This window comes from Stenotrophomonas sp. P5_A8, from assembly GCF_056400545.1.
The window spans coordinates 14973-41238 of the sequence record NZ_JBFULB010000005.1; the positions used below are offsets into that span (position 1 = coordinate 14973).

At 68.0% G+C, this 26266-nt stretch carries 24 protein-coding genes and 1 riboswitch; of the genes, 7 read left to right on the top strand and 17 right to left on the bottom strand.

Features of this window, described 5'->3' with window-relative positions:
* Positions 1 to 36: 36 nt before the first annotated feature.
* Positions 37 to 1809 carry a peptidoglycan-binding protein gene (locus AC1DQP_RS00720; protein WP_457319023.1) on the top strand — a complete coding sequence of 591 codons (1773 nt, stop codon included), beginning with the start codon at positions 37 to 39 and terminating at the stop codon, positions 1807 to 1809.
* Between the two features lie 219 nt (positions 1810 to 2028).
* Here AC1DQP_RS00720 and mmsB read toward each other — a convergent pair whose 3' ends face one another.
* From mmsB to AC1DQP_RS00745, 5 genes are read right to left on the bottom strand one after another with little or no spacing between them, the layout of a single operon-like run.
* Entirely contained in the window at positions 2029 to 2919 is an 891-nt protein-coding gene (mmsB, locus tag AC1DQP_RS00725) for a 3-hydroxyisobutyrate dehydrogenase (protein ID WP_478050947.1), read from the bottom strand.
* A complete protein-coding gene (locus AC1DQP_RS00730) occupies positions 2916 to 4091 on the bottom strand; it encodes an enoyl-CoA hydratase/isomerase family protein (RefSeq protein ID WP_478050948.1) in 1176 nt (391 codons plus the stop codon). Before AC1DQP_RS00730 ends, mmsB begins: the two co-directional genes overlap by 4 nt.
* Entirely contained in the window at positions 4088 to 4885 is a 798-nt protein-coding gene (locus AC1DQP_RS00735) for an enoyl-CoA hydratase (protein ID WP_457321617.1), read from the bottom strand. The genes AC1DQP_RS00730 and AC1DQP_RS00735 overlap by 4 nt, the downstream gene beginning before the upstream one ends.
* Complete coding sequence (locus AC1DQP_RS00740) at positions 4882 to 6048, bottom strand: acyl-CoA dehydrogenase family protein (RefSeq protein ID WP_256775215.1); 1167 nt, start codon at positions 6046 to 6048, stop codon at positions 4882 to 4884. The genes AC1DQP_RS00735 and AC1DQP_RS00740 overlap by 4 nt, the downstream gene beginning before the upstream one ends.
* A gap of 19 nt (positions 6049 to 6067) precedes the next feature.
* Complete coding sequence (locus AC1DQP_RS00745; protein WP_457318241.1) at positions 6068 to 7573, bottom strand: CoA-acylating methylmalonate-semialdehyde dehydrogenase; 1506 nt, start codon at positions 7571 to 7573, stop codon at positions 6068 to 6070.
* Positions 7574 to 7684: 111 nt separating this feature from the next.
* Here AC1DQP_RS00745 and AC1DQP_RS00750 point away from each other — a divergent pair, with 111 nt between their 5' ends.
* Positions 7685 to 9055 carry a helix-turn-helix domain-containing protein gene (locus AC1DQP_RS00750; RefSeq protein WP_457318242.1) on the top strand — a complete coding sequence of 457 codons (1371 nt, stop codon included), beginning with the start codon at positions 7685 to 7687 and terminating at the stop codon, positions 9053 to 9055.
* A gap of 218 nt (positions 9056 to 9273) precedes the next feature.
* Here AC1DQP_RS00750 and AC1DQP_RS00755 read toward each other — a convergent pair whose 3' ends face one another.
* The 12 genes from AC1DQP_RS00755 to AC1DQP_RS00810 all read right to left on the bottom strand — a co-directional run bounded on the left by AC1DQP_RS00755 (position 9274) and on the right by AC1DQP_RS00810 (position 20875).
* Entirely contained in the window at positions 9274 to 11199 is a 1926-nt protein-coding gene (locus AC1DQP_RS00755; protein ID WP_478050949.1) for a patatin-like phospholipase family protein, read from the bottom strand.
* Positions 11200 to 11341: 142 nt separating this feature from the next.
* On the bottom strand, positions 11342 to 11881 hold the full coding sequence (locus tag AC1DQP_RS00760; RefSeq protein ID WP_256775219.1) for a lipocalin family protein: 540 nt from the start codon (positions 11879 to 11881) through the stop codon (positions 11342 to 11344).
* Between the two features lie 28 nt (positions 11882 to 11909).
* Positions 11910 to 12983: a cyclopropane-fatty-acyl-phospholipid synthase family protein gene (locus AC1DQP_RS00765; RefSeq protein ID WP_457318244.1), complete on the bottom strand. Its 1074-nt coding sequence runs from the start codon at positions 12981 to 12983 to the stop codon at positions 11910 to 11912.
* Positions 12980 to 13777: a DUF1295 domain-containing protein gene (locus tag AC1DQP_RS00770; protein ID WP_256775221.1), complete on the bottom strand. Its 798-nt coding sequence runs from the start codon at positions 13775 to 13777 to the stop codon at positions 12980 to 12982. Before AC1DQP_RS00770 ends, AC1DQP_RS00765 begins: the two co-directional genes overlap by 4 nt.
* On the bottom strand, positions 13774 to 14331 hold the full coding sequence (locus AC1DQP_RS00775) for a DUF2878 domain-containing protein (RefSeq protein ID WP_457318245.1): 558 nt from the start codon (positions 14329 to 14331) through the stop codon (positions 13774 to 13776). The genes AC1DQP_RS00770 and AC1DQP_RS00775 overlap by 4 nt, the downstream gene beginning before the upstream one ends.
* Position 14332: 1 nt before the next feature.
* A complete protein-coding gene (locus AC1DQP_RS00780) occupies positions 14333 to 15589 on the bottom strand; it encodes an SAM-dependent methyltransferase (protein ID WP_256775223.1) in 1257 nt (418 codons plus the stop codon).
* Entirely contained in the window at positions 15586 to 16353 is a 768-nt protein-coding gene (locus tag AC1DQP_RS00785; protein WP_457318246.1) for a DUF1365 domain-containing protein, read from the bottom strand. The genes AC1DQP_RS00780 and AC1DQP_RS00785 overlap by 4 nt, the downstream gene beginning before the upstream one ends.
* The gene (locus tag AC1DQP_RS00790; RefSeq protein WP_457318247.1) at positions 16350 to 17630 is read right to left on the bottom strand and encodes an NAD(P)/FAD-dependent oxidoreductase; all 1281 of its coding nucleotides are present in this window, start codon (positions 17628 to 17630) and stop codon (positions 16350 to 16352) included. Before AC1DQP_RS00790 ends, AC1DQP_RS00785 begins: the two co-directional genes overlap by 4 nt.
* A 1-nt stretch (position 17631) precedes the next feature.
* Positions 17632 to 18591, bottom strand: a complete 960-nt coding sequence (locus AC1DQP_RS00795) for an acyl-CoA desaturase (protein WP_457318248.1) — start codon at positions 18589 to 18591, stop codon at positions 17632 to 17634.
* Positions 18592 to 18673: 82 nt separating this feature from the next.
* Positions 18674 to 19459, bottom strand: a complete 786-nt coding sequence (locus AC1DQP_RS00800) for an anti-sigma factor (RefSeq protein ID WP_457318249.1) — start codon at positions 19457 to 19459, stop codon at positions 18674 to 18676.
* Positions 19456 to 20025: a sigma-70 family RNA polymerase sigma factor gene (locus AC1DQP_RS00805; protein WP_256775228.1), complete on the bottom strand. Its 570-nt coding sequence runs from the start codon at positions 20023 to 20025 to the stop codon at positions 19456 to 19458. The genes AC1DQP_RS00800 and AC1DQP_RS00805 overlap by 4 nt, the downstream gene beginning before the upstream one ends.
* A gap of 70 nt (positions 20026 to 20095) precedes the next feature.
* Positions 20096 to 20875, bottom strand: coding sequence for a hypothetical protein (locus tag AC1DQP_RS00810; protein WP_457318250.1), 780 nt, complete (start codon positions 20873 to 20875; stop codon positions 20096 to 20098).
* Between the two features lie 365 nt (positions 20876 to 21240).
* Between AC1DQP_RS00810 and AC1DQP_RS00815 the strand changes: the two genes are divergently transcribed.
* The 5 genes from AC1DQP_RS00815 (at position 21241) to pncA (ending at position 26110) form a co-directional block, all read left to right on the top strand.
* Positions 21241 to 21522, top strand: coding sequence for a type II toxin-antitoxin system RelE/ParE family toxin (locus AC1DQP_RS00815; RefSeq protein ID WP_457318251.1), 282 nt, complete (start codon positions 21241 to 21243; stop codon positions 21520 to 21522).
* 11 nt (positions 21523 to 21533) lie between these two features.
* Complete coding sequence (locus AC1DQP_RS00820) at positions 21534 to 21830, top strand: HigA family addiction module antitoxin (RefSeq protein WP_457318252.1); 297 nt, start codon at positions 21534 to 21536, stop codon at positions 21828 to 21830.
* A gap of 92 nt (positions 21831 to 21922) precedes the next feature.
* Positions 21923 to 22157, top strand: a riboswitch (cobalamin riboswitch).
* 214 nt (positions 22158 to 22371) lie between these two features.
* A complete protein-coding gene (metE, locus tag AC1DQP_RS00825) occupies positions 22372 to 24666 on the top strand; it encodes a 5-methyltetrahydropteroyltriglutamate--homocysteine S-methyltransferase (RefSeq protein WP_457318253.1) in 2295 nt (764 codons plus the stop codon).
* Between the two features lie 70 nt (positions 24667 to 24736).
* The gene (locus tag AC1DQP_RS00830; RefSeq protein WP_478050950.1) at positions 24737 to 25423 is read left to right on the top strand and encodes an epoxyqueuosine reductase QueH; all 687 of its coding nucleotides are present in this window, start codon (positions 24737 to 24739) and stop codon (positions 25421 to 25423) included.
* A 57-nt stretch (positions 25424 to 25480) separates the two neighbouring features.
* Positions 25481 to 26110: a bifunctional nicotinamidase/pyrazinamidase gene (gene pncA, locus AC1DQP_RS00835; RefSeq protein WP_457318279.1), complete on the top strand. Its 630-nt coding sequence runs from the start codon at positions 25481 to 25483 to the stop codon at positions 26108 to 26110.
* Positions 26111 to 26266: the final 156 nt, after the last annotated feature.

Here is a 26266-nt window from a genome sequence, read left to right on the forward strand (position 1 = left end):
AGGCGCCTCCTCTCCTACGACACAAGGATGTATGTCATGCCCACCAACATCGACACGCACAATCTGGATGCCACCTCCGGCGCGGTGTATTTCTCCGTCGGGCGTGGCACCGAAGGCGGACCGGCTTCCTACCACCTGGCCATTGCCGGCATCACCCAGGGCCTGCGCGAGCCGGACTGGGGCGTGGTCGGCAGCGTGGCGCAGAACAGCGGCTACAGCCTGGGCGCGATCCAGGTCGACTTCGGCCAGCGTGGCCGATGGCCGGTGGGCGCGATCGAAAGCCGCCCGCTGCAGGCCGGCGAGCAGACCTACGTGGATGCGGTGATCGACCAGGCGCAGGCCTATGCGAAGAGCCACAACCTGCCCTTCACCGAGGACCGCGCCGACCTGCGTGCGGACCTGCTCAGCCATGGCAATGGCCTGCAGGGTCGCAGTTCGATCCGCTTCCTCGATGAAGGCACCCGCGACAGCATCAACGCGTGGGCCGGGTCGAACGAAGGCAAGCAGTGGATCCACAGCCACATCGATTATCCGCAGGTGCGCAACGCGACCAAGACCGCGATGGACATCGTGGATGCGCATGGCAGCCAGATTACCGAGGCGCACCGCTTCGAGGCGATCAGCCTGCTGGCCAAGACCGCCAACCAGCTCCCCAGCCAGCTGCCGCGACTGCAGAAGGTGCTCGAGGACGGCGGCGACTACCAGGCGCTGCGCGACGAAGCCAGCGACATCCGTTCCCGCTACCGCTACTACGACGGGCCCAAGGCCGCCGACATCGCGGTGGGTTACGAAGATGCCTACGCGACCAACAAGGACGCGATGGATCGGGCGCACACCAAGGTGAGCAGCCCGGACTATTCGCCCGGTGGCGAGGGCCGCGATCCGGACATCCGCACCGCGCTGGAGCACATCCAGCCGGCCAGGCCCGCTGCGGCGTCGCAGGTGCTCAAGGAAGGGTCGCAGGGCAAGCAGGTGGGCAAGCTGGAAGCCAATCTATCGGTGCTGGGCTATACCGATGCCGAGGGCAAGGCACTGAACGCGGACAAGCGTTTCGATGCCGATACGCGCCAGGCGGTGGAAGCGTTCCAGCGCGCGCACGGGCTGGAGCCGGTGGATGGCAAGGCCGGCCCGGCAACGCTGGCGGCGATCGACCGTGAGGCGCGCCAGCTGCAGACCGAGCTGGCCGCGCAGGGTCATACCGACGCCAAGGGACGGCCGCTCGGCGTCGATGGTCACCTGGGCGCGGGCACCCGCGAAGCCGTGACGTCCTACCAGACCGCGCATGGTCTGGAGGCCACGGGCGTGGTCGATGCGGCCACCCGCGCGGCGATGGCCACGCCGGCCGCGCCACAGCGCGATGGCGCGCAAGTACCTGCTGCGGCACCCACCCAGCCTGAAGGCACTGGCGTGCGCCCGTTGTCCGATCCGGGCAATCCGCAGCACGTGCTGTACATGGAAACGCTGATGCGCGTGCATGAAGCCGAAGCGGCACGCGGCATTCCCTCCGGCCAGCACAGCGAACGCCTGGCCGGCGCGCTGACCGTGGAAGCGGTACGCGCCGGGCAGCACACCATCGACCGGGTGGAGTTCAACCAGGACGGTTCGATGGCGCGCACGGTGCAGGCCAATGCGATGCGCGACGAATCGGCGTTGAACCGCAACGGGGCGCCGGTGCCGACCGCCGAGGCGGTGAACCAGTCCCTGCAGGACAGCAGCGAGCGTGCGCAGGTCGCCGGTGACCAGCAGCGCGAGCAGCGCCAGATCGACCAGCAGACCCAGCAGCACGGTCCGCGCACCGCGATGGCCTGAACCGCCTGCAACAAAAATGGGCGGCTACCTGGCGTTGAAGCCGGGAAACCGCCCATCCCACCGCGGTGGATCCCGGGGCACTGCCACGGGATGCGTCTGGTTCCGGGGCACCGACCGATGGCCGATTCCCAGGGGATTCCCCGGTGGTGCCGGCCGCTGGCCGGCTCCACGCATACTTCAGGGTTCACGAGGTTGCCGCCCAACGGCCGGCACCACCCGTTATTTTTCGTTCGCGATCAGCTGCACGACGCTGGAGAAATCCAGCTTGCCGCGGCCGGCCTGGTGGTTCATCGAATACAGGTTGCGGGCCAGTTCGCCCAGCGGGATGGAGGCACCGACGCTCATCGCCGCTTCCACCGCCAGGCCCATGTCCTTGAGCATCAGGTCACTGCCGAAACCGCCGCTGTAGCCGCGCGATGCCGGTGCGTTTTCGAGTACACCCGGCCACGGGTTGCACACTTCGGTGGCCCAGCTGCGGCCGGTGCTGACCGCCATCATCTGCGAGAGCACCTTCGGGTCCAGCCCGTGGGCCACGCCGAGGGCGATCGATTCGCCGGTCACGGCCATGATCACGCCAAGGGCCATGTTGTTGCACAGCTTGGCGACCTGGCCGGCACCGCTGGCACCAACGTGGAAGATGTTCTTGCCCATCGCCTGCAGCAACGGGCGCGCGCGCTCGAGCGCATCGGCTTCGCCACCGACGATGAAGGTAAGGGTGCCGGCCTGGGCGCCGGCGGTGCCGCCGGAGACCGGCGCGTCCAGCATCTGCAGGCCACGCGCGGCAGCGGCCTCGGCGACCTTGCGCGCGGTGGCCGGGGCGATCGTGCTGCAGTCGATGACCAGCGCGCCGCCGGGGATGTCGGCGAGCAGGCCATCATCACCGAGGTAGACACCTTCGACATGGCGGCTGGCCGGCAGCATTGAGATCACGATCTCGGCGTCGGTCAGCGTATCCAGCGCGGAGTGCGCGGCGGCGGCGCCGGCGTCGACCGCCGCCTGCACGGCGGCAGGCACCAGGTCGAACACGCGCACGGCGTGGCCAGCCTTGGCCAGGTTGGCGGCCATCGGGCCACCCATGTTGCCCAACCCGATGAATGCAATACGGCTCATGCGAGGCTCCTTTCAGGAACGGTGGTACCGAGGTCGGCGAGCGGATGCGCGGCGTCAGACCAGGGGGATGCGAAGAAGGTCTGGGCCCACGGCGCGGTGGCGTCAGCCAGGGCGCGTGGCTGCCACTGCGGGTTGCGGTCCTTGTCGATCAACAGGGCGCGGATGCCTTCGGCGAAATCGCCGTGGGCGGCGGCATGCAGGGCGGCGATGTACTCGAGGCGATAGACCTCGGCCAGCGACAGGCCCTCGGCCAGGCGCTGCAGCTCGAAGGCAAGCCGGGCCGAGCCGGGCGCACCGGCGGCGAGCATGGCCTGTGCGGTTTTCAGCCAGGCGTCCTCGGTCTCCAACGCGAGGACCGCATCGACGATGGCAACCACATCGTCGCCGTCACACAGCGCATCGATGGCGGCCGCGTTGCGCAGCAGCGGGCCGGTGGCCGCGTCGCTGGCATGCTGCTGCAGCAGTGCGCTGAGCTGGTCGTGGTTACGCTTGGCCTCGGTGCTCCAATGCACCTCGGCGAGGGCGGCGAGCACGGCCTCGCGCTGCGCCTCGGCGATGTGGATATCGGCCAGGCCGGCATAGATGGCATCGCCGGCATTGAGCGGTGCGCCAGTCAACGCCAGGAACAAGCCGCCCCGGCCCGGCACGCGCGGCAGCAACCAGCTGCCGCCCACGTCGGGGAACAGGCCCACGGTGATCTCAGGGAACGCCAGCCTGGAGCGCTCGCTGACCACGCGGTGGCTGGCGCCGGACATCAGTCCGATGYCACCGCCCATGACGATGCCATGGCCCCAGCACAGGATCGGCTTGGGATAGGTGTGGATGGCGTAATCGACGCGATACTCGACGTCGAAGAATTCGGCGGCATAGACGTTGTCGCGGATGTCGGTGCTGCCGCTGGCGCGGTAGTCGACCATGCTGCGATACAGGCTGTGCAGGTCACCGCCGGCGCAGAAGGCTTTCTCGCCCGCGCCCTGCAACACCACCAACGCGATGCCGTCATCGTTGGCCCAGGCCTGCAGCCGCTCGCGCAGCAGGTGCGCCATCGGCAACGAGAAGCCATTGAGCGTGCGCGGGGCATTGAGCGTGGCGATGCCGATGCGCGTGCCATTGTCGGCAGCGCGCTCTTCGAACAGCACCGGTGCTTCGTCGCTGGCGTCGGCGCTGCTCATGCGTTCTTCCACTGCGCGGCGCGCTTTTCCAGGAAGGCGCTCACGCCCTCGACCTGGTCGGCGCTGTCGAACAGATCGACGAAGGCTTCGCGCTCGGCCACCAGCGCCGAGCCATGGGTGCCGGTGCGGGTGGCCTGCACCAGGGTCTTGCAGGCGGCGATGCTGGTCGGGCTCTGCTTGCCGGCCTTGTGCGCCCACTCCAGCGCCAGCGCCTTGGCGGCACCCTTGCCGACCTTCTCTTCGACCAGGCCGATGCGCAGCGCGGTGTCTGCATCGATGCGCTCGCCGAGCAGGATCATGCGCTTGGCCCAGCCTTCGCCGACCAGGCGCGGCAGGTTCTGGGTGCCGCCGGCGCACGGCAGCAGGCCGACGGTGGCCTCCGGCAATGCAACCTGGGCGTGTTCTTCGATGATGCGCAGGTCGCAGGCCAGCGCACATTCCAGGCCGCCGCCCATCGCATAGCCGTTGATCGCGGCGATGGACACGCCACGGAAACCGGACAAGGCTTCAAAGGCTTCACCGAAGCGGCGTGCGGCTTCGCGTGCGGCAGCCTTGTCGCCTGACGCGAACTGCTTCAGGTCGGCACCGGCCGAGAAGAACTTCTCGCCGTCACCGGTGATCACCAGGGCGTAGATGGCCTTGTCGGCATTGAGCGCACCAACCAGGTCGCGCAGCGCGGACAAGCTGTGCACGGTCCAGGTGTGGGCCGGCGGCTTGTTGAGCGTGATGACCGCGACGTGGCCGTCGGCCTCGACCTTCAGGCCGACATGTTCATGCGTACGCCAATCCATCATCGCAGTTCCTCTTCGGTGTTGAGCAGGTGGCGGGCCACGATCACCCGCATGATCTCGTTGGTGCCTTCCAGGATCTGGTGCACGCGCGAATCGCGCAGCAGACGTTCGATCGGGTATTCGCGGATATAGCCGTAGCCACCGTGGATCTGCAGCGCCTCGTTGCAGATGTTGAAACCGGCATCGGTAGCGAAACGTTTGGCCATGGCGCACCACACGTTGGCATCGCTGGCCCCGGCATCGAGCTTGCGCGCGGCGGTGTGCACCATCTGGCGCGCGGCGACCAGTTCGATGGCCATGTCGGCCAGCTTGAACTGCAATGCCTGGAACTCGGCCAGCGCCTTGCCGAACTGGCGGCGCTCGCCCATGTAGCGGCGCGCCGCATCCAGTGCGCCCTGGGCCGCACCCAGCGAGCAGGCGGCGATGTTGATCCGCCCGCCATCCAGACCCTTCATGGCCAGCTTGAAGCCGCCACCCTCCTCTCCCAACAGGTGGCTGACCGGGACGCGCACGTTCTCGAAGGTGATGCCGCGGGTGGGCTGGCTGTTCCAGCCCATCTTCTCTTCCTTGCGGCCGTAGCTGATGCCCGGCAGGTCGGCCGGCACCGCGATCGCGCTGATGCCACCTGCGCCGGCACCGCCGGTGCGCGCCATCACCACCAGCAGTTCGGTGGCACCGGCGCCGGAGATGAAGGCCTTGGACCCATTCAACACGTAGTGGTCGCCATCGCGCACCGCGCTGGTCTTCAGCGAGGCTGCATCCGAGCCGGCACCTGGCTCGGTCAGGCAGTACGAAGCCAGCTTGGTGCCGGACGAGAGGTCTGCACCCCACTCCGCACGCAGGCTCTCCTGGCCCCACTTGGCCACCATCCACGACGCCATGTTGTGGATGCTGACATAGGCCGCCGTGGACGGATCCACGTTGGCGAGCTCCTCGATGACGACGGCGGCATCCAGACGGCTCAAGCCGCTGCCACCTACCTCGGGGTCCATGTACAAACCGCAGAACCCGAGTTCCCCTGCCTTGGCGATCGCCTCGCGCGGAAAGATGCCCTCCGCATCCCATCGCGCGGCGTGCGGCGCCAGTTCGGCCTGGGCGAAGTCGCGCGCGGCTTCTCTATAGGCCTGCTGCGCTTCGTCGAGTTCCGTCGTCATCGAGTGGCTCATGGTCGAACTCCGTTGTTGCTTACTTCAGGCTGATGGTGGTGTTGACGCCATGACCCAGCGTCTCGTCATCGAACCAGCGCGAGGTGATCGTCTTGGTCTGGGTGTAGAACATCACCACCTGCTTGCCGTACGGGCCCAGGTCGCCGAGCTTGGACGCGCGCGAACCGGTGAACGAGAACAGCGGCACCGGCACCGGGATCGGCACGTTGATGCCGACCTGGCCGACGTCGATGTCTTCCTGGAACTTGCGCGCGGCCGCACCGGACTGGGTGAACAGCGCGGTGCCATTGCCGTTCGGGTTGGCGTTGATCAGTGCGATGGCGTCTTCCAGCGTCTCCGCTTCCAGGATCACCAGCACCGGCCCGAAGATTTCCTCGTCGTACACGCGCATGCCCGGGGTGACGCCGGCGAAGATGGTCGGGCCAACGAAGTTGCCCTTCTCGAAGCCGTCCACCTGCGGGTTGCGGCCGTCGAGCACCAGCTTGGCGCCCTGCTCCACGCCCGAGGCGATCAGGCCTTCGACGCGTTCACGCGCGGCGCAGGAAATCACCGGGCCGACATCGGTACCGCTGACGCTGCCCGCGCTGACCTTGAGCGTCTTCGCCTTGGCGACCAGGTCCGGCACCCACTCCCGCGCTTCGCCGACCAGCACCAGGGTGGAGGCGGCCATGCAGCGCTGACCGGCGGCCCCGAAGGCAGCGCCAACCATCGCGTTGAGGCTCTGTTCCTTGTTCGCGTCCGGCAGCACCACGGCGTGGTTCTTGGCGCCCATCATGCACTGCACGCGCTTGCCGGCCAGCGAGGCGCGGTTGTACACGTGGGTGCCGACGCGGGTGGAACCGACGAACGAGACGGCCTTGATATCCGGGTGGTCGCAGATCGCGTTGACCACGTCTTCGCCGCCGTGGACGACGTTGAGCACGCCCTTGGGAATGCCCGCCTCCAGCGCCAGTTCGACCAGGCGCATGGTGACCATCGGGTCCTGTTCGGACGGCTTGAGGATGAAGGTGTTGCCGGTGGCGATGGCCATCGGGAACATCCACAGCGGAATCATCGCCGGGAAGTTGAACGGGGTGATGCCCGCGCACACGCCCAGCGGCTGCAGCAGGGTGTAGGTGTCCACGCCGTTGGCCACGTTGTTGGCCAGTTCGCCGAGCTGCAGGTTGCCGATGGCGGCAGCGTGCTCGACCACTTCCAGGCCGCGGAACACATCGCCTTCGGCGTCCGGCACGGTCTTGCCCTGCTCGGCGCTGAGGATGTGGGCCAGCTCGCTCATGTTCTCGCGGATCAGCTGCTGGTACTTCAGGAAGATGCGCGCGCGGGTGCCGATCGGGGTCTTGCGCCAGGTCTTGAAGGCTTCTTTGGCAGAGGCCACGGCGGCATCGACTTCACCGGGGGTGGCGAACGGCACCTGGGCCAGCACGTCCTGGGTGGCCGGGTTGACCACGTTCTGCCAATGCGAGCTGGTCGATTCGATGAACTGGCCATCGATCAACATGCGGATACGGGGCGCTGCAACAGTCATGGACAATCCCGGCGGGTCGAAAGTTGTTGGCATTATTCACAGTGCCACCCTCGATTTCCGGCCTGTATGCGCTTAATCTGGCCAATGCCCGCTACGATTCTTGTGAATTCTGTGAATAGCCAGCCCGTCCAACGCCAGATCGGCCTGCGCCTGCTCAAGCTGCGCGAGCAGCGCGGCTACAGCCAGATCGCGCTGGCGCGGGCATTGGGGTTGTCGGCCAGTTACCTGAACCAGATCGAGCGTAACAAGCGCCCGCTCACCCCCGCGGTGCAGGCCAGGCTGCGTGAGGTATTGGGCGACGTTACCGACCTGTTCGACGTAGATGAGCCCGGCGCGCTGCAGGAGGCGCTCGGCGAGACGCTGCGCGACCTGGGCCTGGACGATGTAAGCAGCACCGAGCTGCGCGCGATGGCCGGCAACCTGCCACAGGTGAGCCGCGCCCTGCTCGACCTGCACCGCCGGCACCTGATGCTGCGCGAGCATGCCGCCGCGCTGGAGTTCCAGCTGGGCGATGTGCATGCCGGGCAGGCGTTACCGGCCGGGGACCAGGTGCGCGACTTCTTCAACCGCATGCACAACCACATCCCCGAGCTGGACGACCTGGCCGAGCAGTTGTTCGGCGAGTGGGGGCTGGTGGCCGGGCATGTCGCCCCCCGCCTGCGCCAGCTGCTGGCCGACCGCCACGGCGTGCTGGCCGAAGTGGCGCCGCTGCAGGCCGGGCGCGAGAAGCGGGTCTACGATGGCGGCAGCCGCACGCTGTGGCTGCCGGACTATCTGGAACCGGGCCAGCAGGCGTTCCAGATGGCGGCCGAGCTGGCGTTGCTGGGCTATGCAGCGCAGATCGATGCGGTGATCGCGCGCGCGGGCTTCCGCGACGCCGAGCAGATCGCGCAGGCGCGGATCGGCATGTCCAACTACTTCGCGGGTGCACTGGTGATGCCGTATGCGCAGTTCCTGCGCGCCGCCGAGCACAGCGCCTACGACATCGATGCGCTGGCCCATCGCTTCGGCGTGGGCTTCGAGGCCGTCTGCCATCGCTTGAGCACGCTGGCGCGACGCAGCGCACCCGGCCTGCCGTTCTTCTTCATCCGCGTGGACCGCGCCGGCAATGTCTCCAAGCGGCATTCGGCCACCGATTTCCACTTCTCACAGGTGGGCGGCTCGTGCCCGCTGTGGATCGTCTACGAGGCGTTCAACCAGCCCGGCCGGGTGCTGACCCAGACCGCGCGCATGCCCGACGGGCGCCGCCACTTCTGGCTGGCGCGGCAGGTAAGCAGCGGTCCGATCGGGCATGGGCAGCCGCGCAAGACCTTCGCCGTGGCGCTGGGCTGCGATCTGCAGCATGCCGAGCGGCTGATCTATTCGCGCGGCCTGGACATCCAGAGCCCGGGCAACTCGGTGTCGATCGGGCCGGGCTGCCGGGTGTGCCCGCGCGAAGATTGCATGCAACGCGCCTTCGCGCAGCTGCCCGGCCGCAGGTAGAGTCGACCGTTGGCCGACTTGCATCCAGCGCCAGGAAGGCTCGACCCACCGTAGAGTCGACCGTTGGTCGACTACCCTCCGACGCCAGGAAGGTTCGACCCCACCGTAGAGTCGACCGTTGGTCGACTACCCTCCGACGCCAGGAAGGTTCGACCCCGGTGCGAAGAGCAGCCGACCAACGGTCGGTTTTACCGGATCGGGAAGCGCGCTGTCCCGGCTCAATAAATCGGCGTGACCTTCATCTGCGGCAGCGGGCGCGGGGCGCCTTCGGTGAGGTCCGGGCCGAGGTCTTCCCAGTGCTGGCCCTGCTCGACCATGTGCCGCCACAACCGCTGCGATTCACGCCGTTTGTCCTCCGAGGTCAGCCGGTACGACGGCGGGGGCGGTTCGCCGAGGGCCACGGTCTGGTAGGCGTCGGTCCAGGCCGCCACACGCTGGTCGGGGTCGTCGGTGCGCGCGATTTCCAGCGTGTAGCGCTGGTAGGCCGAGGCCAGGTTGCGCCAGCGGATCCAGTAGTGGTTCTGGAAGGAGAACCCGCAGAAGCGTTCACCGGCCACGCTGCCCTTGGCGGCGATGCGGCCAAGCACATCCTGCGGCATGTCCAGGTTCATGCCGCCTTCGTCGCCGTGCAGCGATACGTGCACGATGCGGTCGCGGTAACCGGGCGCGCGGGCCTGCAGCACGTCGCGCCAGTTCTGCATGGTCGACACGATGGAAAACAGGAAGCCGGCCATCTCCGCCGCGGCGAGCGGCTGGGCGATGGCATGGTAGCTGCGCTGCCAGCCCTGGCGGTTTTCGGTGGGCAGGAACACCGCCTGTTCGATCGGGTCCTTGCCCATGTCCAGCACGCTGACCGCGTCGGCATGGCGCGGATACACCAGGTTGATGCCGAAGGTGGGCCAGCGTGGCAACGCGGCGTCGAACAGGTGGATGGGGAAGTTGCTGCTGATGCCGCCATCGGAGAACCAGCACACGCGGAAGGCGGTGATCGCCGGGCCGCAGTTCTGCCCGCCGCGGGTCAGCCCTTCCATGCTCTCGGCGACGGTACTCTTTTCGCGTCTCGTTGCTGTCTCCACCGCGGGCTCACAACGCCGCTCGCGTCGCGCCGGCTCATGCAACGGCACCGCGCTGATCAGCAGCGGGAAGCTCAGGCTCATGCGCGTGGCCACCAGCACCGGCAGCCGGTCCCCATCCACCAGGCGGTAATAGTCGCGCCCGTCGATGTGCTCGGGCGCGCCGGCCTGTGCCATCAGCCAGTCCACCACGCTGGCCGGGAACAGCTGGGCGAACTCCTCGCGCACGAACCAGAAGTGCGCGGCACTGAACGGCAGCGTGCGCGGCTCGGTATGCGAGATGCAGGTGGTGATCATCTTCAGGCTGATCGCCTGCTCGGCAGCGGGTTCGCCGAGGTAGCGTGGCGCCTGGTGCAGGTCGCCAAAGGTCAGCGGTTGTCCCAGGGGTTTGCCCGACAGCGTCTGCAGGCGCTCGTGCAGCCAGTCGGTCAGCGCGGGCGTGGCAGCGCCGGCCTGGGTGCTGCCATCGCACAGGCCGAGCAGGTTGCGCCGCGCCACCCGTGCCACCCGCAGCGCCGACGCCAGCACGCCGGCGCCGTACGCGCACAGCAGCGACGGCAGCAACGTGGCCAGTACCCCGTCCACGCCGGCGGCCAGCCAGCCGATACCGAGCAGGACGACCAGGGAGGCCAGCAGTTCGAGCGGTGCGATCGCGAACACCGCCGCGAGCAGGCAGGCGATCTTGCGCGGCAGGCTGGATTTGCCGGTGAGCATCACCAGCAGCCGGTAGGCGGTGCGCGCGCCGGGGGCTGGCTGGAACAGGCTGTAGATGAAGCCGCGCGTGGACAGTTGCGCCGATACCGCCGCCAGCCCGGGGAAGCCCACCTCATCGGCCACCGCCTCGCCGCTGTGGCGACGACGGTCGCCACACGCCGCGGCCGCGGCAACGGCCGCGGCGATCGCCCCGGCCGAGGTGCCGCCGATGTTCTTGAAGCGGTACTGGCGGGCCAGCGACAGCACCGCGTTGGGATACACGATGCCGCTGGTGATGCCGCCCTTCATGACCAGATCGCAGTACTTGTCCGCCACGTCGCGCCCTCTGTCCACCCACCGCGCGCCCTGCCCGCGCATGCCCCCGTCCGTGGGCCTCCGGCGCCTCCGTGCTGCTGCAGTGTGGCGCCCGCGTGTGCCCGCACGGTGACGGGATGTTCAAGCGGGGCCAGGGGGACAGTATCGCCGACGGTCTTCTCAGGGCCTGAGAACGGCGCCGCCGTTACGGCTGCTTCACGCCGCCGGACTGCGGTACCCGCCGCAGCTTGGACAGGTCGTAGCCGAGCGCGGCGATACGGGCGGTGGCCTTGTTGTAGTCGGCGTCGGACATCTTCGGCGTGCGCGACATCAGCCACACGTAATCGCGCTTGCTGCGTCCGACGATGGTCTGCTGGTAGTCCGCGTCCAGGTAGACGATCACGTACTCGGCCTTGATCGGCCAGATGAACTGCATGCCCCACTCGGCCCCGTTCGTGCCCGGCTTCACCGTGCCAACCGGATGCATGGTCTTGACCGGTGCATCGAAGCTGCCCTTGCGGTAGCGGAAGGTAGTCTGGATGCGACCGTCCGGGCGCAGTGCATACGACTCGACCGCATCGAAGGCGTTGCGCTCGGGTCGGCTGGGGATATGCGCGATGACGTACCAGTCGCCCATGAAGCGCGGTACGTCCACTTCGGCCACCGGTGGGATGGGACGGGTGTTGCCGCCGCAGCCTAGCATCAGGCTGGCCAGCAGCAGCGGAACGACGGCACGGATCGACATGGCGATTTCCTCGGGGGACGTGGGATGTTCACGGGCGGGCGAACAGGTAATGGGCCACTTGCCACTGCTGGCCATTCTGGTAACCGAACAGTTCGGCACAGGCCATCCAGAACATGCGCCAGCGCTGCGCCCACAGCGCTGCCGACGGCGCGCCGTAGCATTGGCGCATGACCTCCAGCACGGCATCGCGCTCGCGATCCTGGTTGGCCAGCCAATGGTTGGCGGTGCGTTCGTAATGGGTACCGTCGAGCAGCCAGCGCTGCTGAAGGTGCAGGTGCTGCTGGAAGCACAGCAGGGTATCGGCGGCCGGCATCAGGCCACCGGTGAAGAAATGGCGGCCCATCCAGTTGTCTTCGCCGTCGGTCTCGAAGGGGTACATCAGCGTGCGATGCACGAAGATGTGCACGAACAGCTTGCCCTCCGGACGCAGCCAGCCGTGGATGCGCTGCAGCAGCTGCTGGTAGTTGCGCATGTGCTCGAACATTTCGATGGAGACGCAGCGGTCGAACGTCCCTGCGCCCAGCGTGAGGTGGTTGACGTCGCGGGTGAGCACGGTGACGTTGACCAGGCCGCGCAGGCGGCACTGCGCCTGGATGTGCTCGCGCTGGCTGTTGGAGTTGGACACGGCGGTGATGCGCGCATTCGGATAGTGCTCGGCCATCCACAGCGTCAGCGAGCCCCAGCCGCAGCCCAACTCCAGGATGTCCTGGCCATCGGCAAGCTGCGCGCGTTGCCCGTACAGCGCCAGCATCGCCTCTTCCGCTTCGTCCAGGGTCTCGGTGCCGGTGGGGTAGTAACAGCTGCTGTACTTGAAGCGCTTGCCCAGGCACAGCTCGAAGAAGCGCGCCGGCACTTCGTAGTGCTGGCGGTTGGCGGCATCCACGTGCAGCGCCACCGCGCTGTGCGAGAGCCCGGCGATGCGCTCGGCGAAACGCTGCGACTGTGCCTCCTGGCCACCGGCCAGTTCCTCGCGCAGGCGCTGCTCGCATTGGCGGCGGATACCCAGGCGCAGCAGCGCGTCTGGCAGCAGGCCGCGCTCGGCCAGGCCGGTCAGGCCTGCGGCGTGGTCGGGCGCGGGCAGGTAGTCACTGGCGGCATTCACGGGGACGGCTCCTTGCGGGGGTGCGATGTGCGGGAGGGAAACCAGGGGAACAGCATCGGCGTGGTGCGCTGGTACTCGCGGTAGTCCTCACCGCGCGTCCGCAGCGCCTGCGCCTCGGTGAACGGAATGCCGCTCACCCAGCGCAGGAACACGTACATCACCAGCGGGCCGGACCACGCCAGCCACCACAGCGGCGACTGCACCGCCAGCAGCACGTAGGTGAACCAGTGCAGCCATTCGAAGAAGTAGTTGGGATGGCGCGAGTAGCGCCACAGGCCGTCGCGGCAGGTCTTGCCCTTGTTGGCCGGATTGGCACGGAAGCGCGCCAGCTGGCGGTCGGCGATGGCTTCGCCACCGACACTGAGCAGCCAGACCGCCACCGCGCCGATGATCCAGCCGATCCCATCGCGCTGCGGGTTGTGGGTGACCGCCACGAACGGCAGCGCGAACAGCACGATCAACAGCGCCTGGAACTGGAAGAAGCCGAAAATCTTGCCTTGGTGGCCATTCCAGTGCTTGCGCAGGTGCTGGTAGCGCCCATCCTCGGGTTCGCTGCGTACGCGGTGCCACAGATGCAGGGCCAGCCGCGATCCCCACAGCCCGCCCAGCACCGCCAGGGTGATGCGCGGCGCGGCGGCACCGTCGCCAAGCAGGGCCAGCAGCAGCGCCGAGGCGCCCACGCCTTTGGCCCAGAGCACATCGACCACGCCGATGTTCTGGTGGCGACGCTGCCACCACCACCCCCAGCTCATGATCACCGCGGCATACAGCCACACCCACCACAACAGCTTCATGCGTGTTCTCCCGATCCATCAGTAAGGGGGCGCGAGGGCGTGCGCTGCCAGTGGCGCGCGCAGGCCGCCAACAAGGGCAACGCCATCGACCAGCCGATGCCGAGCAGGACCACGCCGCGCCAGTGCGGTTCACTGAAGCTCACCGATGCCCAGCCACGGGCGGCGGACAGGTACGCCAGCGGTGCCAGCAGCAGACCGACCAGGGCGGCGATGCGCAGGTGCCGCTGCAGCACGGCAAAGGACACCGTCAGGGTCATCGCGAACGCGGCCCACAGTGCCAGGATCCACACCGGCGCCAGCCAGGCCGGATCGTTGCCGGCGGCGTACCGCACCCAGCCCGAGCCGGCAGCCACGCCATCCACCAGCAGCCCGCACAGCAGGGCCACGCCGAGCAGCCGGATCTCGACACCGGGCTGCGGCGACAGCGCCAGCTGGCTGCCCACGTACACCGCCGCCGCCAGCAGCGCCGGCCAGCGCAGGCCGTGCCCCGCGCCGATCACCGCACACAGCCACACCAGCTGGTTGCCGATCACGTTGGCCCAGAAGCGCAGCATCTCAGGCGGCCGTTCCGGCCAGCGGCGGGCGATGGCCCGGGCGCGCCATCAGCAGGTGCGAGACGCCGATCGAACGTTCCAGGAAGCCGCCTTCGCAGTAGGCCAGGTAGAACTCCCACATCCGGATGAAACGCTCATCGAAGCCCTGCGCCCGCACCGCCGGCAGCTGCGCCAGAAAGCGCTGCCGCCAGTCGCGCAGGGTCAGCGCGTAGGACTGGCCAAAGTCGTGCTGGCCGATCAACTGCAGATCGCTGCTGCGGGTCTTGGCGGCGATGATCGCGTTGATCGAGGGAATGAAGCTGCCGGGGAACACGAAGCGCTTGATGTAGTCCACGCTGCGCCGCGCCTGTTCGTAGCGCTGGTCTTCGATGGTGATGGCCTGCAGCAGGGCCAGCCCGTCCGGCTTGAGCAGGCGGGTGAGCGTGCCGAAGTAGGTGTCCAGGTACTGCGCGCCGATCGCCTCGATCATCTCGATGGAGACCAGCTTGTCGTATTGGCCTTCCAGGTCGCGGTAGTCCTTGAGCAGCAGCGTCACCTTGTCCTGCAGGCCGGCCGCTTCGACGCGCTTTTTGGCCAACGTGTACTGCTCCACCGAGATGGTGGTGGTGGTGACGTGGCAGCCGATCTCGGCGGCGGCGTACAGCGCGAAGCCGCCCCAGCCGGTACCGATCTCGACCACGTGGTCCTCGGCGGTGAGCTGCAGCTGCTCGCAGATGCGCGCCAGCTTGCGTCGCGAGGCGACCTCCAGCGGGTCGCTGGGCGCGGCATACAGGGCCGAGGAGTACATCAGGTCGCTGGACAGGAACAGCGAGAAGAACGGATTGCCCAGGTCGTAGTGCGCGGCGATGTTGCGGCGGCTGCCTTCGCGGGTGTTGCGGCGCAGCCGGTTCCAGCCTTTGAGCAGCCAGCCGCCCACGCGCGCCACGCCACGCTCCATGCCATCGAGCAGGTCGCGGTTGCGCACCAGCAACTGCACCAGCGCGACCAGGTCGCTGCACCGCCAGTCGCCACGGATGTAGGCCTCGCCGGCACCGACGCTGCCCTGCGCGGCCACCGCGCGGTAGAACGCCGGATCGTCCACCCACACGGTGACGCGCAACGGCGCGGCGGGATCGCCCAGCAGCACGTCGCCGGCCGCATCGCGCAGCTGCAGGCAGCCATCGTGCAGCGGGGCGAGCTGGGCCAGCAGGCGCGTGCGCAGGAAGCGCTCCAGCGCGCTGGGCATCGGCAGCGCGGCAGGCCGGGTCATGTCGTTCATGGGCGTTTTCCAGCAAGCGAAGGGTGGTCGTGGACGGGGTTGCGCTTGAGCCACAGCCGCAGGGCCTGCCAATGGATGGCCGCCACCACCTGCAGGGTCATCAGCGGATAGCGCAGCAGCACGCCGGCCAGGCCGGCACCGGTAAGGGGACGCCGCTGCAGCACCAGGTCGGCGTCGAACTGGCGCGTCCCCTCGCGCCAGACCTGCATGTGCACGTGCAGGTCATCGCCCGGGGCGGTAAAGCGCCAGCGGTAGCGGCAGTCCATCTGCATGAACGGGGACACGTGGAACTGCTTGTCGAATTCCCAGGCCAGCGCGCGGCCCTGGGCATCGGCACTGGTCACCGGCAGCACGTAGGCGTGCCGCTCTTTCCACGGCGTGTTGGTGATTTCGGCAACGATGCACTCCAGCGTGATGCCGTCGGCGGCGTAGCAGTAGTAGAAGCTGACCGGGTTGAACACATGGCCGGCGTAGCGCAGGTGGGTGAGCAGGCGGATCGGCCCCGATGGCGCGCGGCCCAATGCCTCGGTGATGCGCGCACGGACTGCATCGGCCAGTGGCTGATCGGGATCGCCGAGATAGTCGCTGCGGCGGAACTCGGCCACGTTGCGGCGACCCACCGACCACAGCCAGCGCCGTTGGAACACGGTGTCCAGCTCATCCAGGTCGAGCAGCAGCTGCGCCACCGGATAGCCGAAGGCGTGCGCGTGCGGCGCGTGCCGGCGATGGCGCATCCGACCGCGATACAGCGCACTGGCGGTCATGCCGGCAGGGCCTGCGACAGCGGCCAATACGACTCGGCATCGAGCGTCTGCAGCGCATCGACCACGCGCCGCGCACTGCGGATGCCGTCTTCGTGGAAGCCCCAGCCCCAGTACGCGCCGGCAAACCAGGTGCGGCGCCGTCCCTGGATCTCGGCCCAGCGCTGCTGCGCACGCACCATGGCATGGTCGTGCACCGGATGGGCGTACTGCAGCTGGCGCAGCACCTTGCTCGGGTCGATCGCCGCGGTGCGGTTCAAGGTGACCACCAGCGGCGTGGGCGTATCGATGCCCTGCAGCTGGTTCATCAGGTAACTGACCGTGCACGGCGCCAGCGGGCTGGCCGGCACATGCGCGTTCCACGCCGCCCACGCCTTGCGGTTGCGGGGCAGCAGGCTTGCATCGGTATGCAGGACGACCTCGTTGGGCTGGTAGCGGATCGCGCCGAGCACGCTGCGTTCGGCCGCGTCCGCATCGGAGAGCAGCGCCAGCGCCTGGTCGCTGTGGCAGGCCAGCACCATCTGGTCGAACCCCTCCAGCCCGGCCGCACTGTGCACGCGCACGCCATGTTCGTGACGCTCCACCCCGAACACCCGGCAATCCAGCCGCTCGCGGACCTGCCAGCGCCGGCGCATCGCCTCGATGTAGCGCGACGACCCGCCCTGCACCACCCGCCACGGCGCCCGGCCGCTGACCTGCAGCATCTGGTGGTTGGCCATGAACTGCACCAGGTAGCGCGCGGGGAACGCGGTGAGGCTGGCGGTCGGCGAGGACCACAGCGCAGAGGCCATCGGCAGCAGGTGCTCATCGATGAACGCACGGCCGTACTTGCCGGCGCTCAGGTAGTCGCCGAGCGACGGGCCCTCGTCGTCACCGAGCAGCAGCGCGGGCGCCTCGCGATAGAAGCGGCGCAGGTCGGCCAGCATGCCCCAGAAGCGCGGCGAGACCAGGTTGCGGCGTTGGCAGAACAGTCCGTCCAGCGAGGTGGCGTTGTATTCCAGCCCACTGCGCTCGCTATGCACCGAAAAACTCATCGTGGTCGGCTGCGAGGCGACGTTGAGCTCATCGAACAACGCGCTCAACAGCGGGTAGTGCAGCGGGTTGAACACGATGAAACCGGTGTCCACCGCCTGCGTGCGGCCGTCCACGTGTACCTGATGGGTGTGCGTGTGGCCGCCGAGATAGTCGTTGGCCTCGAACAGCGTCACTTCGTGCTGCTGGCCCAGCCACCAGGCACTGGCAAGGCCGGCGATGCCCGATCCGATGACTGCGATGCGCATGTCAGTGCTCCGCCTTGGTCAGCACCCAGGCCGGAACCGGCTTGAGATCGCGCACCAGGCCAAGCGCGGCCATCAGCCGCAGGCCGTACCAGGTGACGTCCACTTCCCACCAGTAGAAACCCTGGCGTGCGGTGCCCGGGAAGAAATGGTGGTTGTTGTGCCAGCCTTCGCCGAAGGTCAGCAGCGCCAGCCACAGGTTGTTGCGGCTGTCGTCGCCGGTGGCAAAGCGCTGCCGGCCGAACCGGTGCGCCAGTGAGTTGATCGTCACCGTGGCGTGGAACAGCACGATGGTGGAAATGAAGAAGCCCCACACCAGCATCTGTCCGCCACTGGTGCCCCACGAGGGCGCGATGTGTTCCAGCAGCGTGCCCAGGCCGAACAACGCGGCCGCCAACGCGACCGGCACCAGGGTGTCGAAGCGGTCCAGCCAGCGCAGTTCGGGATACTTGGCCAGGTCCGGGATGCGGTCCCAGTCGGTGCGGAACCCTTCAGTGGTGAGGAACCAGCCCATGTGGCTCCACCAGAAGCCATGCACCGAGGGCGAATGCGGATCGGCGGCGGTATCGGTGTGGCGATGGTGGTTGCGATGGTGCGCGGCCCACCACAGCGGCCCCCGCTGCACGCTGGCGGCACCGATCAGCGCGAACACGAACTGCACCACGCGCGAGGTGCGGAAGGTGCGGTGCGAGAAGTAGCGATGGTAGAAGGCGGTGATCGCGAACATGCGCACGGCGTACAGCGCCACCGCCACAGCGACCGCTACCCACGACACGCCCACCCAGATGACGGCGAAGCAGGCCAGGTGCATTGCCGCGAACGGGATCGCGCGCAGCCAGTCCACGCGCGTGGCCGCCTCGGCTGCCACCGGCGTGTCGGCACTGGTATCGAACCAGCGCCGCACGGTGGCCCAAGGGCCACGTCGGGGCTTGCGTGCTGCAGCAGTGGCGGGTCCGGCCGACATTTCGCGCATCTCCTGGCGTTCTTGTCAGGAGATACGGGAATCAGGGCCATCCGGATGCACGAATCCGGAAATAAATCGCGTTTTACAGCGTGGCGATGTCGCCTTTGGCAACAATCGGCCCGGTCGGGACACCCTGCGGCGCACCGCCGGCCGGCTCCAACGTGACCGCGAGCACAGATCCGTTCACCAGCGCATCACGCAGTGCATCGGGCACCGTCACGGTGTGGGCGCGGTTGATGGACACCAGGCCCAGCGAGCGTGGCGTGCCGCCGGCGGGAATCAGCCACAGCTCGGGCGCGCGTCCGGCCGCATCGGCGGCCGTCGGCACCGGCACCATCAGCACCTTGCCCTGGGCCTTGTCCACCGACGCGAGCCAGCCGGGGCTGCCATCGTCATGCAGCAACGGGGTGACCGGTCGGGTCGCCTGCTGCGGTTCGGCGGGTGTCGGCGGCGCGGTCGGTGTGACCGCCACCGGCGTGGTCACCGGCGTCACCGGCTCCAGGTCGCGACGGCTGAATACCGCCACCAGCGCCACCACGGCCGCCAACGCGGTCATGCCCTGCCAGAATCCGGTGCGCTGCCACGCACGTGGTGCATTCGTCGATACCGACGACCAGCCCAGCGAGGTGCGGATGCGCGGCCACAGATGCGCCGGGACCACTTCACTGCCCATCGCGTCCAGCATCGGGGCCAGGCGGTGTTCCCACTGCGTCACCAGCCGGGCAAATCCGGGGTCGCTGGCGATGCGACGTTCCACGTCCGCCCGCTGGTCCGCGTCGAGCACGCCGAGCACGTACTCGCCGGCCAGGATGTCGGCACTGGGCGGCTGGCCGTCGTCAGGCAGATCGTGGCCGTCGCGGAGGTTCATTGTTCCAGGCACACCCGCAGTTGGCCCAGGCCGCGGCGGATCCAGCTCTTCACCGAGCCCAGCGGCGAGCCGATCCGGCGCGCCAGTTCCTCATAGCTGGCGCCCTCCAGGAACGCCAACCGGATCAGCGAGCGCCGACGCGGTTCCAGCGTGTCCAGGCAGCCGTCCAAGCGCTGTCGATCGGAGGCCTGTTCGGCCACCTGCGCCGGTTGCGGGGCGAAATCGGGAATTTCATCGGCCACCGACAGATCATCCAGCGGACGTGGGGGCGCCGCGCGCAGGCGGTCGATCGCGCGGTTGCGCGCCATCATCGACAACCAGGTCATGGCCCCCGCCTTGGCACGATCAAACTGCGCAGCCTTGTGCCAGACACGGGTAAATACGTCCTGCAGCACCTCTTCGGCATCGCTGCGGTCGCGCAGCACGTGCAGGCAGATCGCGAACAGGCGCCCCGACGCCAACTGGTAGACCGACTCGAATGCCTGGCGATCGCCAGCGGCGACCCGGCCGAGCAGGTCATCAAGGCGCCGCGCGGCGCCGGATTCGGCAGTGTCCAGCTCAGGCATCGCAGGCTCAATGTCGGCAGGGGGACAGAGTGCATCGTCGTCGCTGCGGACGCGCTCTGCAAGGGGGCGTTCAACCGCTGCATGTGCGCACCAGCGGCTGTTGGCGTGCCGCGCCCAGTTCTGCGGCGGTCGCAGCGACCGGCGCCTCGGGGAACTCCACCCGCACCTGCGGGTAGCGGCCGCGCTCATCACGCACGTTGCCGGTGCCGCTGAACTGCAGCAGGCGCGGACTGTTGCGGGCATACACCAGGTTCACCGCCGGCACCGCAAAGCCGAACCAGGCATCCAGGCGCATCTGCAGCTGTTCGGCCGGTTGACCCTGCCAGCTCACCGCCGCACTGCGCTGCAGCTTCAGCGGGACCAGCCGCTGGCGACTGGGCAGCAGGAACTGGAAGGCCACCGGGCGCCCGGCCTGCAGGGCCTCCCAGTGGCCGAGCACGGCCGCGTCGAAACCGGCATCGACCACCGCATCGGACGGAATCGCGATGGCACGGCTGACCCGCTCGGCGCTTGCACCTTCCCGCACGTACACGGTGCGCCCGGCGGCACTGCCTTGCAGACCCTCCTGGTAGCCGTTGCGGGCATCCTCGAAGGCGAAGTCCGGGGTCTGCGCGTTGCCTTGCGGGGTCATCCACTTGCGCGCGAAGGCGCGCCCGTCGGCGCAGCGGTACAGCACCAGCCGCGCGCGTGCAGACGGCGGCCCCTGCAACCAGTGGGTCTCGCGATACAGCAGGCGGCCATCGGCCGGCGCGTAGGCGCGGCCTTCCTGGCGTTGCACCTGCTGCGCGGCGGCGGGCAGCACCGGGCACAGCAGCAGCAACAGCAACGAGGGCATCGGGGGACGGCGCATGCGTGGCTCCACGTGGGGGTCGTGGGCAGATACGCAGCCAGCGGCGCGGCGGATGCAGTGGGACCTGGCGCGTAAGCAGGTTCCCTGGGTTTGCAAAAACGATGCGGTGGTGACGAAAACAGACGGCTTCAGCAGGGCGGCGCCTGCGCGGAAACCCCGAGCCCGACGAACCCGCAGGATCGATACCTGAAATCGATGACTCGCGCCGCGCTGACGTGACCGCATGCGCATTCGCGTACGCAAATCTCCGAGAGCATCAAGAGCGAGGCCTGTCTGATAAACCGGCGTGCGAAGGAATGGATCCAAATAGTCTCGATTGACGATACTACTGCCGAGCGATATCATGAAAATCACGGAAATTCGTCATGCCCATCGTCTCTTTCCGGTGCATCACTACCAAGAGCGTGTTCATCGGTAGGCGCATCCGGAAATTCCAGGATATCCAACGCGTTGCACTGCGGAAGCTCGCCATGCTGGATGCCGCCGTTCGGCTTGATGACCTGCGCATTCCACCAGCCAATCGACTGGAGCCACTGCGTGCCAATCGTGCGGGTCAGCACGGCATTCGGGTCAACGACCAGTACCGACTGTGCTTCACATGGACCGATGCAGGCCCTGCCGACGTAGAGCTTTGCGACTACCACTGAGGACTGCCTACATGCGTTCGATTCCCTATCCGCACCCGGGTGAAATCCTGCAGGAGGAGTTCCTCACCCCGTTCGGCATGACGGCCTACCGCCTGGCCAAGTCCATCGATGTGAAGCAGACCCGCATCGGCGAGATCATCGCGGGCCGGCGCAGCATCACCGCCGACACGGCATTGCGACTGGCGCGCTTCTTCGGCACCAGCGATGCCTTCTGGCTCAACCTGCAGATGGCCCACGACGCGGCCACGGCCAGGGACGAACTGGCCGACGTCCTGGCGCGCATCGAGCCTTACCACCACGCGGCCTGAGCGGCGCTCGCTGCCGACGACATCGCATCGTCCGTGACGTCCCCCTGCATCACTCCCGTCCTGACGCCCCTTGACCACCGCCCGCCTTCGGCCTACCTTGTGCGGGCCGAAGGTATCCATCGCTTCATGCAGATGAAGGGATGGATTTAAACGGGAATCCGGTGAAGGCGCCTCGCGCGCCCATTCCGGAGCTGCCCCGCAGCGGTGAATGGAAACGAATCCTGCCAACAGCACTGGGCCTGACCGCCTGGGAAGCGGCAGGTAGTAGGTAGGCGCAGCGCGCCTGTGTCCATCAGCCCGAATACCGGCCCCGGCCGGGGGACACGACCGTCCCCTGATTCGACCTGGAACGTCCGCGGGGAGGTTGCCGGGGCCTGCCGCCATGCCGTCCGCGTGGCGCTGCCCCCGTGCGTCCGCTCCACGACATCCGGTTCGCCCGCGGGGGCGAAGGTCGCTGGCGGGGCGGGCACGGCAGCAATGGCGTGGTCGGCGCGCGGTTCCTTCGTTCCTCAATGCCGCTACTGCAATGAGGACACGTTCCATGACCACCGTTACCAACCTGGGGTTTCCCCGCATCGGCGCCAAGCGCGAACTGAAGCGGGCGCTTGAACAGTACTGGGCCGGCGAACGCTCGGCCGATGCACTGCAGGCCACCGCTCGCGAGCTGCGTGCGCGCCACTGGCAACTGCAGCGCGAGGCCGGCGTGGATGTGCCGCCGAGCAACGATTTCAGCTTTTACGACCAGGTGCTGGACACCGCCTTCCTGTTCGACGCGATCCCCGCCCGCTACCGCGCGCTGGCCGACGCCGAGCCGCTGGCCGGGTACTTCGCCCTGGCCCGCGGCGTGCAGCGCGATGGCCATGACCTGCACGCCCTGGAAATGACCAAGTGGTTCGATACCAACTACCACTACCTGGTGCCCGAGCTGCAGGCCGGCCAGGGCTTCGCGCTGCGCAGCGACAAGCCGCTGGCCGAGTATCGCGAGGCCAAGGCGCTGGGCATCGAGACGCGACCGGTGCTGCTGGGACCGGTCAGTTTCCTGCTGCTGTCCAAGACCGTGGACGGCAGCCCGGCGCTGGACCTGCTGGATGCGCTGCTGCCGGTGTATGCCGAGGTGCTGGCCGGGCTGAAAGCGGCGGGCGCGCAGTGGGTGCAGCTGGACGAGCCGGTGTTGGTGCAAGACCTGGACGACAGCGCGCGCGCCGCGTTCGAACACGCGTATGCGGTGCTGTCCGGCGTACCACGCCCGAAGGTACTGCTGGCCACGTACTTCGGCGCGCTCGAGGACAACCTTGGTCTGGCCGCCGCGCTGCCAGTGGACGGCCTGCACGTGGACCTGGTGCGCGCGCCGGAACAACTGGACGCCGTGCTCAAGGTGCTGCCGGCCGAGCGCGTGCTCTCGGCCGGCCTGGTCAACGGCCGCAACATCTGGCGCACCCACCTGGACAACGCGCTGGTACTGGCCCGCTACGCACATGGCCACCTGGGCGACCGGCTGTGGCTGGCACCGTCGTGCTCGCTGTTGCACAGCCCGGTCGACCTCGACCTGGAGACCAAGCTGGATGACGAGCTGCGCGGCTGGCTGGCGTTCTCCAAGCAGAAGCTGCAGGAACTGCGTCTTCTGGCCGATGCGCTGGACGCCAAACCGCACGCCGAGGCCGGGCTGGCCGCGTCGCGCGCACGCATCGAGTCGCGTCGGCAGTCGCCGCGCGTGCACAAGTCAGTCGTCGCTGCACGCCTGGCCGGCCTGACCGCCGCCGATGCGCAGCGCCACAGCGCGTACCCGCAGCGGCACCTTGCGCAGGCCGGCGCACTGAAGCTGCCACGCTTCCCGACCACCACGATCGGCTCGTTCCCGCAAACCCTGGACGTGCGCGAGGCACGTGCCCGCAACAAGTCCGGCAAGCTCTCCGATACCGACTACGATGCGTTCCTGGCCACCCAGACCGAACACTGCGTACGCGTCCAGGAGCAGATCGGGCTGGACGTGCTGGTGCACGGCGAGTTCGAGCGCAACGACATGGTGGAGTACTTCGGCGAGCAGCTCGATGGTTTCGCGTTCACCAAGAACGGCTGGGTGCAGAGCTATGGCTCGCGCTGCGTCAAGCCGCCGGTGATCTTCGGCGACGTCACTCGCCCGCAACCGATGACGGTGCGCTGGTCGCAGTACGCGCAGTCGCTGACCGACCGCCCGATGAAAGGCATGCTGACCGGGCCGGTGACGGTGCTGCAGTGGTCGTTCGTGCGCGATGACCAGTCGCGCGCCGATACCTGCCGGCAGATCGCGCTGGCGCTGCGCGATGAGGTGTTGGACCTGGAAGCGGCTGGGATCGGCGTGATCCAGATTGACGAGCCGGCGATCCGCGAAGGCCTGCCGTTGCGCCGCGCGCAATGGCGCGAGTACCTGGACTGGGCGGTGGAAGCGTTCCGGATCAGTGCCAGCGGGGTGCGCGATGCCACCCAGATCCACACCCACATGTGCTATTCCGAGTTCAACGACATCATCCATTCGGTGGCGGCGATGGATGCCGACGTGATCTCCATCGAGACCTCGCGCTCGCGCATGGAGTTGCTGGATGCGTTCGTGCGCTTCCAGTACCCCAACGAGATCGGGCCGGGCGTGTACGACATCCACTCCCCGCGCGTGCCGGACAAGGAAGAGATGGTAGCGCTGCTGCGCAAGGCGGCCGAAGTGCTGCGGCCCGAGCAGATCTGGGTCAATCCGGACTGCGGGCTGAAGACCCGCGGCTGGAAGGAGACCCGTGCCGCGCTGGAAGCGCTGGTGGCCGCCGCACGCCAACTGCGCGCGGAACACGCCGACGCCAACGCTGCCTGATCCACCGCCTGTAGATGACCCCAAGGGCCGCACCGCCGCCGTTGCCGGCGGTGCGGTCGACGAGAACCGCATGACCATGCCCACCGTTACCCCGCTCGACCGCCCCACCCTGTCCCTGCCCGATGGTCACACCCGGTTGTTGCTGCATTCGTGCTGCGCGCCATGCTCGGGCGAAGTCATGGAGGCCATCACCGCCTCCGGGATCGACTACACGATCTTCTTCTACAACCCCAACATCCATCCGGCGCGCGAATACGAGCTGCGCAAGCAGGAGAACATCCGCTTCGCCGAGAAGCACGGCGTGCCGTTCGTGGACGCCGACTACGACACCGACCACTGGTTCGCGCGCGCCCGCGGCATGGAGAATGCGCCCGAGCGCGGCATCCGCTGCACGATGTGCTTCGACATGCGTTTCGTGCGTACTGCGCTGCATGCGCATGAACATGGCTTTGCGGTGATCAGCAGTTCGCTGGGCATCTCGCGCTGGAAGGACATGAACCAGATCAATGACTGCGGCCATCGCGCCGCCGCGCATTATCCGGGCATCCAGTACTGGGACTACAACTGGCGCAAGGGAGGCGGCGCTGCGCGCATGGTGGAGATCAGCAAGCGCGAACAGTTCTATCAGCAGGAGTACTGCGGCTGCGTGTACTCGCTGCGCGATGCCAACCGCCACCGCCGCGAAAACGGCCGTGAGCGCATCAAAATCGGCCTGCTGTATTACGGGCAGGACAACGACGCGCCCAAGGGCGATTGACGCGCGCGCGCGGGGCCGCCACGCTGGTTGCCCCGCTTTCGTTGTGTTGGATCTGCCATGACCGCCGCCCCTCCCGCCGATGTGGCCCTGCTGGTGATCGACCTGCAGCCAGACTTCATGCCCGGCGGCGCGCTGGCCTGCGAGCAGGGCGACACGCTGGTGGCACCGATTGCCGCCTTGCTGGCCCAGCGCCGCTACCGCACCGTGGTGGCAACCCAGGACTGGCACCCGGCCGACCATGCGTCCTTTGCCAGCCAGCATCCGGGACATCTTCCGTTCGAAGCGATCCTGCTGCATGCGCAGCCGCAGACGCTGTGGCCCGATCACTGCGTGCAGGGCAGCGCCGGCGCGGCGTTGCACGCGGGCGTGGACTGGACCGTGGCCGACCTGATCCTGCGCAAGGGCACGCGCCAGCAGGTGGACTCGTACAGTGCCTTCCGCGAGAACCATGGACCCGACGGCACGCGCCCGGCCACCGGGCTGGCAGGCTGGCTGCATGAGCGCGGTATCCGCGAGGTGCATGTGTGCGGGCTGGCGCGCGATTACTGCGTGCTGTGGAGTGCACAGGACGCAGTGAAATCCGGGTTCCGGGTGAAGTTCCTGTGGGACCTGACCCGGCCGGTGACCGAGGCGAACGACGGCATGGTGCGCGAGGCGTTGGCGAAGGCGAAGATCGCGGTTGTTTGACGGCCGACCTCCGGGCGCCGGCCGCAACGGCGTACCGACCAACGGTCGGTGCCTCCGGTAGTGCCGGCCGCTGGCCGGCTCCCGATACCGTTTGGAGCGTGCGAGTAGTGCCGGCCGCTGGCCGGCTCCCGATACCGTTTGGAGCGTGCGAAGAGC

Bases quoted from the DNA above. Each gene is read 5' to 3' on its own strand.
- AC1DQP_RS00720 (WP_457319023.1), top strand. From the start codon at position 37: ATGCCCACCAACATCGACACGCACAATCTGGATGCCACCTCCGGCGCG.
- mmsB (WP_478050947.1), bottom strand. From the start codon at position 2,919: ATGAGCCGTATTGCATTCATCGGGTTGGGCAACATGGGTGGCCCGATG.
- AC1DQP_RS00735 (WP_457321617.1), bottom strand. From the start codon at position 4,885: ATGATGGATTGGCGTACGCATGAACATGTCGGCCTGAAGGTCGAGGCC.
- AC1DQP_RS00740 (WP_256775215.1), bottom strand. From the start codon at position 6,048: ATGAGCCACTCGATGACGACGGAACTCGACGAAGCGCAGCAGGCCTAT.
- AC1DQP_RS00745 (WP_457318241.1), bottom strand. From the start codon at position 7,573: ATGACTGTTGCAGCGCCCCGTATCCGCATGTTGATCGATGGCCAGTTC.
- AC1DQP_RS00755 (WP_478050949.1), bottom strand. From the start codon at position 11,199: ATGCGCGGGCAGGGCGCGCGGTGGGTGGACAGAGGGCGCGACGTGGCG.
- AC1DQP_RS00760 (WP_256775219.1), bottom strand. From the start codon at position 11,881: ATGTCGATCCGTGCCGTCGTTCCGCTGCTGCTGGCCAGCCTGATGCTA.
- AC1DQP_RS00770 (WP_256775221.1), bottom strand. From the start codon at position 13,777: ATGAAGCTGTTGTGGTGGGTGTGGCTGTATGCCGCGGTGATCATGAGC.
- AC1DQP_RS00775 (WP_457318245.1), bottom strand. From the start codon at position 14,331: ATGCTGCGCTTCTGGGCCAACGTGATCGGCAACCAGCTGGTGTGGCTG.
- AC1DQP_RS00780 (WP_256775223.1), bottom strand. From the start codon at position 15,589: ATGAACGACATGACCCGGCCTGCCGCGCTGCCGATGCCCAGCGCGCTG.
- AC1DQP_RS00785 (WP_457318246.1), bottom strand. From the start codon at position 16,353: ATGACCGCCAGTGCGCTGTATCGCGGTCGGATGCGCCATCGCCGGCAC.
- AC1DQP_RS00790 (WP_457318247.1), bottom strand. From the start codon at position 17,630: ATGCGCATCGCAGTCATCGGATCGGGCATCGCCGGCCTTGCCAGTGCC.
- AC1DQP_RS00795 (WP_457318248.1), bottom strand. From the start codon at position 18,591: ATGTCGGCCGGACCCGCCACTGCTGCAGCACGCAAGCCCCGACGTGGC.
- AC1DQP_RS00800 (WP_457318249.1), bottom strand. From the start codon at position 19,459: ATGAACCTCCGCGACGGCCACGATCTGCCTGACGACGGCCAGCCGCCC.
- AC1DQP_RS00805 (WP_256775228.1), bottom strand. From the start codon at position 20,025: ATGCCTGAGCTGGACACTGCCGAATCCGGCGCCGCGCGGCGCCTTGAT.
- AC1DQP_RS00810 (WP_457318250.1), bottom strand. From the start codon at position 20,875: ATGCGCCGTCCCCCGATGCCCTCGTTGCTGTTGCTGCTGCTGTGCCCG.
- AC1DQP_RS00815 (WP_457318251.1), top strand. From the start codon at position 21,241: ATGCCCATCGTCTCTTTCCGGTGCATCACTACCAAGAGCGTGTTCATC.
- AC1DQP_RS00820 (WP_457318252.1), top strand. From the start codon at position 21,534: ATGCGTTCGATTCCCTATCCGCACCCGGGTGAAATCCTGCAGGAGGAG.
- metE (WP_457318253.1), top strand. From the start codon at position 22,372: ATGACCACCGTTACCAACCTGGGGTTTCCCCGCATCGGCGCCAAGCGC.
- AC1DQP_RS00830 (WP_478050950.1), top strand. From the start codon at position 24,737: ATGACCATGCCCACCGTTACCCCGCTCGACCGCCCCACCCTGTCCCTG.
- pncA (WP_457318279.1), top strand. From the start codon at position 25,481: ATGACCGCCGCCCCTCCCGCCGATGTGGCCCTGCTGGTGATCGACCTG.